This window comes from Streptomyces corchorusii (assembly GCF_001514055.1).
In the GTDB taxonomy this organism is placed as follows: Bacteria; Actinomycetota; Actinomycetes; order Streptomycetales; family Streptomycetaceae; genus Streptomyces; species Streptomyces olivaceoviridis.
Window position 1 is genome coordinate 8,896 of record NZ_KQ948391.1, and the last position, 8,464, is coordinate 17,359.

The window sequence follows — 8,464 nt, forward strand, 5'->3', positions numbered from 1 at the left end:
GCACTCGAAGTAGGCGATCTCCGGCTGGTAACCGGCCTCGGTCAGCGTCTCGAAGCCCGCCTTCACCAATGCGGAGACACCGCCGGCGAGGACGGCCTGCTCACCGAACAGGTCGGTCTCGGTCTCCTCGGTGAAGGTGGTCTTGATGACGCCGGCGCGGGTGCCGCCGATGCCCTTGGCGTACGACAGGGCCAGCGCGAAGGCGGCTCCGGAGGCGTCCTGCTCCACGGCCACGAGGCAGGGGACTCCGCGGCCCTCCTCGTACTGGCGGCGCACCAGGTGGCCCGGGCCCTTCGGGGCGACCATGCAGACGTCCACGCCCGCCGGGGGCTTGATGAAGCCGAAGCGGATGTTCAGACCATGCGCGAAGAACAGCGCGTCGCCGTCCTTCAGGTTCGGGGCGATGGACTCCTCGTACACCTGGGCCTGGATCGGGTCCGGAATGAGGATCATGATCACGTCGGCCTCGGCGGCAGCCTCGGCCGGGGTCACCACGCGCAGGCCCTGTTCCTCGGCCTCGGCCTTGGACTTGGAGCCCTCGTGCAGACCGACACGCACGTCCACACCGGAGTCACGCAGCGACAGGGCGTGGGCGTGGCCCTGGCTGCCGTAGCCGATGACCGCGACCTTGCGGCCCTGGATGATGGACAGGTCGGCGTCGGCGTCGTAGAACAGCTCAGCCATGGGTACACCTTTCACGGATGATTCCCCGGGCGGTGTGCTTGCCGAGAGTGAGCACTGTGCCTCCGGGAAGCGGGGAACACGGAAAACAGAGCCGGGGAAGCCGACATGTGTCCTGCCAGAGCAGGGACTCGGAAACTGCGGCAGGGGGGCCGCACGCCGCCCCGGCGGTCGAAACACTATCTCACACCGTGCATCGACGGACGCAGGCCCACCCAGAGCGTGTGAAGGTGATGGCACATAACCGTGTCACAAATACGTCGCCTGCCCTGTCAGTGAGGTGTCTCAGGGAATGCGCCGGCTCTTTCCGCGGCGAACGAACAGCCTCGTCATCCACACAACGACTTCGGTGTTTCGATGTCAGCTGCCGCAGGTGCGTCCCCTTGCGCCTACGACAACCGAAATGAGCGTCTCATCCATGTCCCAGACCCAGCCCCACGAGTTCGACACCGCCTCGGCGACAGGCATCGCGACGCTGGACGACCTGCGCAGGCACTTGCAGTGGGCCATCGAACTCGAACACGCCACGCTGCCGCCCTACCTCACGGCCCTCTACTCCCTCGACCCCGAACGGAACGCGGAGGCGGTACAGCTCATCGGGGGTGTCTTCGTCGAGGAGATGATCCACCTCGCTCTGGCTGCGAACCTCCTCAACGCGGTCGGCGGACAGCCCCGCCTGGATGCGCCGCACCTGCTGCCTCCACACCCGCGGACCATGCCGCACGCCGACCCGTCCATCGAATTGTCCCTTCTGCCGTTCGGGCCGGAGGCCCTTGAGATGTTCCTCCGCGTCGAACAGCCGGCGCACCGTGGAGATCCGGCCGAGGGCGACAACTACGAGACGATCGGGCAGTTCTACGACGCCGTCGAGAAGGGGCTTCGGCGCCTGTGTGCCGAGCTGGGCGAGGACCAGGTCTTCACCGGTGACCCCGCCCGTCAGGTCTCCGGCGGCCCGTTCGCCCACACGGCGGGGCACCTCAACCCTGTCACCGACCTCAGTTCGGCGCTCGCGGCGCTGGAGGAGATCGTCGAGCAGGGTGAGGGCGCGGCCCGTGCCGACGTCTGGGACGGCGACATGGACCTGTTCCACCCCAAGACGAAGGCCGTCTCCCACTACTACCGTTTCAAGGAACTCGCGATGGGACGGCGTTACCAGCCCGGTGACACGCCCGAGTCCGGTCCCACTGGGGAGGCTGTGACCGTCGACCCTGCCGGCATCCGCCCCTTGCGCCCCAACCCGCGGCTGGAGGACCACCCCGAGGGCAGCGCGATCCGCACCGCGCAGGAAGCGTTCAACCAGACGTACTGCAAGATGTTGCAGCAGCTGGAGCAGGCCTTCAACGGCAACCCGGCGATGCTGGGAATGTCGGTCGGCACGATGTACGCGGTCAAGGGACAGGCACAGACCCTGATGGCCATGCAGGACGACGACGGGCTGGCCGCCGCCCCCACCTTCGAATACGTCGCACCCGAAGACCGCGCCTGATTCGTCCGCCCATGACACTGGGACCGAGCCGAGTAACGTCGACTCCCGAGGACGGCCTCACCGCGTCGAAGGTCCGGGTGAATACCGTGCCGGCCGGCACGGTGCGCAGCGTATCCCTCCAGGCTCCCGGGCTTTCTGCCCAAGCCGTAGCCGAGCCGTCCCACCCCTCATGCGGAGGGCTGGGACGGCTCGGCTACGACCGCCCGGAGGACAGCTCGGGGTCCACCGCAGCCACTTGGGTGTGACCGTAAGGATCGTCGCGTTGGCGCCTTCCGCGATCTCCTGCCCCGGTGTTGCGCCCCAGAAGGTGAACAAGGTGTTCCCCGAGCACTAGTACGCCGTTGGCACTGTCGGCTGACCGTCGAGGACCGCGAGACCGGCCCGGAGCACCTCTGGTAGGTGATCACGGACATCCAACCGCCGGCGATCCATGCGTCCCGGCGGATGGGCTTCGCCTTCTCCGGATGCGCTCGGACCGCCACACCACGAGGGGACGGCTCGCTCGCCTCCGGTACGGCGGGCCGCGGCCCGCCGCGCGCGGCGCCGCTCCCGTGCCCCCGGGAAGGGAGCGCTCCCCGGCACCGAATCCGAGCGTCCACTGCTGCGGCTCCGACGGCTGTGCGCCACTGCCCCGGGGCGGTCGAACTCCAGCGGCTTCCGGTCGCGCGCGATCCCGCGACGTACGAGGCCAACCCGGCTATCGGACTCGGCAACCATGGAGGCTCCCTGCGGAACTGGGCGAGTACCGCAGAGTGATCGCGACGCAGCAGGCGGCCGACATCGGTCGCCGACCGGTCTGGCGGGACCCCTCCCCGGGAGGCCGGACGGTTCCTCGGCCGGCCGCGGCAGGACAAACGCCGGCTCCGGGTCCGCTACAGCCAGCCCGGCGACAGTTGCGGCGACACCTACCCGCGCGCCAGGAAGTGCCAGGGCTGGTGCCCCCTCCACCTGCTCGGGCGTCAGCGGTGCGAGACGGGACCAGGGACGGCACCAAGCTCTCCTCACGGTGGTCGCCGCGCGACCCACGGCGCCGTCCTCGCAGGCTCGGCCCTGCTGACCAGCGGACAACGCACGAGGATCTCCCCCTACTGCCCGGACGGGCTGAATCAGGCTGCAATCCGCTTGTGGCGGAGGCATGGGATCCTGCTGGCGCTCGGGGTCGCTCAGGGTGATACTCCGATAGACTGTGACGGCGAAGACATGACAGAGTGGCGAATTTCCGGCGAAGGCGGACACCGTGCCTCGTATCGCGCCGTTGCGGGGACGACGCCGCGAGCTGGCGGAACTGGAAGCGCTGGTGAGCCGTGCCCGCGTCGGCCACAGTGGGGCGCTGATCGTCTCCGGTGAGGCCGGCGTCGGTAAGACGGCGCTCCTGGACCACATCACGGCGCGGGCCGCGGCGCACGTCCGCACCGAGCGCATCGTCGCCTCCCAGTCCGAGATGGAACTCGCCTACGCCGGCCTTCAGCAGCTCTGCGGGCACATGATGGGTTCGGCCGCCCGGTTGCCGGCCCCGCAGCAGGAGGCGATCGAGGTGGCGTTCGGGCTGCGCAGCGCCGCCGCCGTGCCGAGCCCGTTCCTCGTGGGGCTGGCACTACTCGGACTGCTCACCGAGGCCGCGGAGGACCGGGCACTGCTGTGCATCGTCGACGACGCACAGTGGCTCGACCAGGCGTCTGCGCGTGCCCTTGCATTCGCCGCCCGACGCCTGGACGCCGAGGGCATCGCCCTGGTGCTCGCCATGCGCCAGGCCGACGATGTGTTCGCGGGCCTGGCGCACATGGTCGTCGAGGGGCTGGGCCACGACGACGCGAGCGAACTGCTGCGCCTGGCGGTGCCCGGTGGTCTCGACCGGCGGATACGTGACCAACTGATCGCGGAGGCTCGCGGCAATCCGCTCGCGCTGCGGGAGTTGCCCCGTGCCCTGGGCCCGGCCCGGGTCGCCGGCGGCTTCGCCCTGACCGGTTCCCTGCCGCTGGAGAACCGCATTGAGCAGAGTCTGATCGTGCAGCTTGCCCCGCTGCCCGCATCGGCGCGCCTCCTGCTGCTGCTGGCGGCCGCCGAGCCCACCGGTGATCCCGGACTGCTGTGGCGGGCGAGCGCCGTACTCGGACTGGGGCCGGAGGCCTTCGAAGCGGCCAAGGACGCCGAGGCGTTCGTCGTCGGCACCCGCGTCGCCTTCCGTCATCCGCTGGTGCGGTCGGCTGTGTACCGGGCGGCGTCACCGGGGGACCGGCGCCGCGTCCACGCCGCTCTGGCGGACGTCACCAGTGCCGAGCACGATCCGGATCGCCGGGCCTGGCATCGGGCCAGCGCGATGCTGTACCCGGACGAGGAGGTCGCCGCCGATCTGGAGCGTTCCGCGGTGCGTGCACGAACACGCGGCGGTGCGGCTGCCGCGGGCGCGTTCCTGGAACGGGCGGCGGAGCTCACACCTTCGCCCTTCCCCCGCGGGCAGCGGTTGATCGCAGCCGCCGAGGCCAAGCACGACGCCGGCGCGCCTGGCGCGGCCCTGCGCCTGCTCGAATACGCCCGTGCCCTTGATCTCACTGCGTTGCAGGAGGCGCTCGTCGCGCGGCTGCGCGCCCGGGCGGGGTACGCGCTGCGGCGTGACCGCAGTGGCGTACAGCAACTGCTCGCTGCGGCGCAGGGGCTTGAAGGGCTCGACCCGGCACTCGCCCGCGACACCTACATCGAAGCGCTGGCAGCCGCAACATACGGCGGCAGGCTCGGAGACGCCGAACAGGTGGCCGCGGTCGCGCACGCGATTCTCCGGGCAACGCCCGCCGCCGAGGAGACCGGCCGGGCACGGGACCTGATCCTGCGCGGCCAGGCGCTGCTCGCCACCGAAGGCCAGGACGCCGCGCTCGCCACCCTGCGACGGGCGCAGCGTGCGTTCCTCGAGCAGGCACCGGACTTCCTGGAGCTGCACTGGGTGTGGTTCGCCTCTCGTGCCGCCCAGGACCTGTGGGACCCCGCCGGGCTTCGCGCGCTCGCCAACCGGCAGGTCGAGGTCGCTCGTGCCGAAGGCGTCGTCACCGTACTGCCGATCGCCCTGAGCCTGCTGATGCTGGTGCAGATGACCGACGGCGATTTGGACGGGGCGGAAGCCTCCTGCGATGAGATCGACGCCATCAAAGAGGTCACCGGGAATCCGCTCCCGCAGTACGGACGGCTCCTCCTCGCGGCATACCGGGGGCGGGCCGCCGAAGCGGAGCGCTGGGCGGAGCAAATCAGGGCCGACGGGCGCGCGCGGGGGGAAGGCCACGCGCTGAGCGCGGCCAATTTCTCCGAGGCGGTCCTCTACAACGGCCTGGGCCGCTTCGCCGAGGCGGTGGCCTCCAGTCGCCGCGAGTTGCCCTTCACCCACGAACTGAACCTCGCGATGCGCACGCTGCTTGAGCTGGTGGAAGCGGCCACGCACACCGGTGAGCGCGCGCTCGCCGAGCAGGCGTTCGAGAAATTGGCGCGCGTCACGCGGCCGGTCGGAACCACCTACGCGTTGGCCGTGCTGGCGATGGCGGAGGCGCAGTTGCGTGTGGGTGACGAGGCCGAGAAGCTGTACCGCGACGCGATCAAGGGCTTCGAGCACGAGCGCATCCCGATCTGGGTGGGGCGTTGCCGTTTGCTGTACGGCGAGGCACTCAACCGCTGGGGCCGGTACGCCGACGCGCGCGAACAGCTCCGCCCCGCACACCAGGTGCTGAGCGACTGTGGCCTGAACGGCTTTGCCCAGCGCGCCGCGGACCAGCTGCACGTGAGCGGAGAAACCTTGCGGGTCCGCGTGCGGGGGTCGGCGGCGCAGCTCACCGATCAGGAACTCAATGTGGCGCGTCTGGCGCGCGAGGGGCTGACGAACCGGGACATCGGCGCCCGGTTGTTCATCAGCGCGCACACTGTCGAGTACCACCTGCGCAAGGTTTTCGCGAAGCTCGGTATCAAGCGGCGGACCGAGCTGAAGACCGCTCTCGCCGAACTCGGTCCCGCTTCCCGGTCCGTTGACGGGACCTGACCGAAGGCGGTGCGACGTACTGGCGCAGCGAGCGTTGACTTCCGATCCGCCGGCCGACCCGGTGAAAGCGTCTCACTTCATTCGTCCAGGCTTAGACGACTGCATCCACCGCGCACGGCGGCTCCGCGAGGTCGGGAGCGAAGTCCCGACAACTCGGGGCCCATACGAGAGCTCGGGCGGCGGGGTAGGTGGCGAGACGTCGAGGACTGTGGTGGGGCTCGGTGTGCACTCACCGCCCAGGGAGACAGGAAGAGGCCGTCACCTCGCGCGATGAACCTGCGCGCGGACAGCCTCTGCTGATACGAGGACTGCGAAGCTCGCAGGGCGGGTTACTCGCATACTTCCCACCACTCTCCCTTGAGCTGCAGACACCAGTAATCGAACCATCGTGGAGGAGCACTACGTACTCAAGGGAGCGTTCTCCCAAGCCGTGGCGGGAGGATGCAGCATCGCAGCCTCCGTTGGCAATGACGAGCGGGACCTCGAGGGCTCACGACCTCGTCTCGTCGGTTCGGTCCGAAGGCCAGCTGCCACTCCTCGACATGACCGACCTCTTCGGGGGTGCCGTACTTCGCGTGGCGGGCCACCTTGGCCGGATCGGTCTTCGGCGAGGCGCAGTCCCAGCTCTCGGACAGGAACAAGCGCCAATCGACGGCCGCCGACGCCGCGTCGGAGGCAGATGCAGCGACAACGCCGGCCGGGCAGTTGGTGACCTTGCCCGCCGTGCCGGTGTAATGCCGCGAGCCACGCACGCCTAGGTGTCCCCGTCCTGGAGGAAGCCGATGTCGTCCACGATCAGCGCGGTCGGCTTGCTCACCTGCTGCATCCGCCAGCTGAGGCGGGCGCGCACATGCGCCGGGTCCCACGGGCTGCTGGTGATGAAGTGAGCCAGGGTCTGCCTGTTGTCGTCCTCTCCAAGACGGGCGGCCATCGGCTCTACCGATTCGGGCCGCCCGTCCAGCAGCAGCCCTCACAAACAGAACTCACCCCACCGGCGCTGGTCCGCCCGCGAGAACGGCTTGAACATCTCACCCGCGAAGTCGTCCCGACCGCAGCCGGCTCCCCGCCCAGCCCACTCGGTCAACGACACAACCCATCAAGCGGACAGGCCATCAGCGAACGCACCTCACCAAGCAAAACTAGACGCCGGGTGGCGTACCTATGCTGGAGGCAGCAGCGGGCCTCGCGGCTGCCCTACAGACACACCCCGAAGCTGATCGTCAATTCGAGAGTCGAGGAGGAGGTGATCGACGAGCACACGAGTCGATCCGATTCTGGGCGCGTGTCCGCTACTTGGAGTACTTGAGGCCGTACCCACCCGAGAATTGCGGCTCACACCAGTATGTGAAGGTCGGGTCGGCCACCTCGGCGTAGTGCTTGGCCACGCTGCACTCCGAGATGGTGTTGAAGTGGCCAAGCGAACCACTTGCTGCCGAACCCGTACCGGCAAGACCGACGGCGCAATGACCGCCAAGCCAACCGCGGCAATCCTGTTGAAGATCTTCGCTTCTCTCGCCACCCCTCAGGAAAAAGTCGGTCCCGCCGGAAGTCTCATCTTCGATGACTCGGTCTCGTACCCGTCCTGGAAGTGAGGCGGACAAGTCGCTTGTATCAGCAGAGGACAGCGGCGAGGCCGAGGAAGACCAGGTGGACGCAGGCAACGCGTGCGTAGCGTGGGATGAGGGGGGTAGCCGAAGCGCCAGGGCGGAGCGCGCGCGATGACACGGCTGCGTCGTTTCACCGAGTCGATCGCGCAGCGAGACCAGTCCAGGTCTCCGCGGGCTCCGAGTTCGTCCAGGACCAGGCGGTGCAGCTTGGCCCACACGCGAGCCTTCGTCCATTCGGTGAACCGTCGGTGAGCTGTCGCTCCGGACGGTCCGAACGACGACTTCGGCAGCTGCTGCCACGTGCAGCCCGACGTCGCCACGAACACAATCGCCGCCAGCACCTCACGGTCGCCGTGCCGGCGCCGGCCGCCACCTTGAGGCCGTGATGGCGCCTCCGGCGCGACCCGCTGGAACAGTTCCCACAGCTCGTCGGGCACCAGCCGCTCAATGATCCCCACCACAGCCGACAGCCTACTCAGCCAAATGAGATGACCTCTACTGATCTTTTCGTTAGTTCTGTGGGTGTGATGGGCTTGTTGGCGGGATCCTGGTGTCGTGTCTTTCAAGTCTTCGTCTGTTGTCTCCGCGCCTGTCGTTCCTCCCTTGACGCGGCCCCAGTTGGCCGAGGCTCGGCGTGTGCGGGCGGCTGAGTTGTTCGAGCAAGGACGTTCGAGTGCC

The 8,464-nt window shown here is 68.8% G+C and carries 4 protein-coding genes and 2 pseudogenes; 3 read left to right on the forward strand and 3 right to left on the reverse strand.

The features are described from left to right. The coding region (ilvC, locus tag AQJ11_RS44700) for a ketol-acid reductoisomerase (protein WP_059267345.1) at positions 1-684 on the reverse strand (684 nt) is incomplete at its 3' end. 415 nt (positions 685-1,099) lie between these two features. Here ilvC and AQJ11_RS44705 point away from each other — a divergent pair. Together AQJ11_RS44705 and AQJ11_RS44710 are read left to right on the forward strand one after the other, a co-directional pair. Beyond that, entirely contained in the window at positions 1,100-2,167 is a 1,068-nt protein-coding gene (locus tag AQJ11_RS44705; RefSeq protein ID WP_059267346.1) for a ferritin-like domain-containing protein, read from the forward strand. Positions 2,168-3,404: 1,237 nt separating this feature from the next. Further along, positions 3,405-6,179, forward strand: coding sequence for a helix-turn-helix transcriptional regulator (locus tag AQJ11_RS44710; RefSeq protein WP_059267347.1), 2,775 nt, complete (start codon positions 3,405-3,407; stop codon positions 6,177-6,179). Positions 6,180-6,576: 397 nt separating this feature from the next. Here the strand turns inward: AQJ11_RS44710 and AQJ11_RS53060 are convergent. Next, positions 6,577-7,206: pseudogene (locus tag AQJ11_RS53060) on the reverse strand (IS701 family transposase); the annotation flags it as partial. A 382-nt stretch (positions 7,207-7,588) separates the two neighbouring features. Between AQJ11_RS53060 and AQJ11_RS50245 the strand changes: the two are divergent. Then, positions 7,589-7,771 carry a hypothetical protein gene (locus tag AQJ11_RS50245; protein ID WP_167360914.1) on the forward strand — a complete coding sequence of 61 codons (183 nt, stop codon included), beginning with the start codon at positions 7,589-7,591 and terminating at the stop codon, positions 7,769-7,771. A 134-nt stretch (positions 7,772-7,905) separates the two neighbouring features. Here the strand turns inward: AQJ11_RS50245 and AQJ11_RS47930 are convergent. After that, a pseudogene (locus AQJ11_RS47930) lies at positions 7,906-8,247 on the reverse strand (transposase); the annotation flags it as partial. Positions 8,248-8,464 lie beyond the last annotated feature (217 nt).

Bases quoted from the DNA above. Each gene is read 5' to 3' on its own strand.
- AQJ11_RS44705 (WP_059267346.1), top strand. From the start codon at position 1,100: ATGTCCCAGACCCAGCCCCACGAGTTCGACACCGCCTCGGCGACAGGC.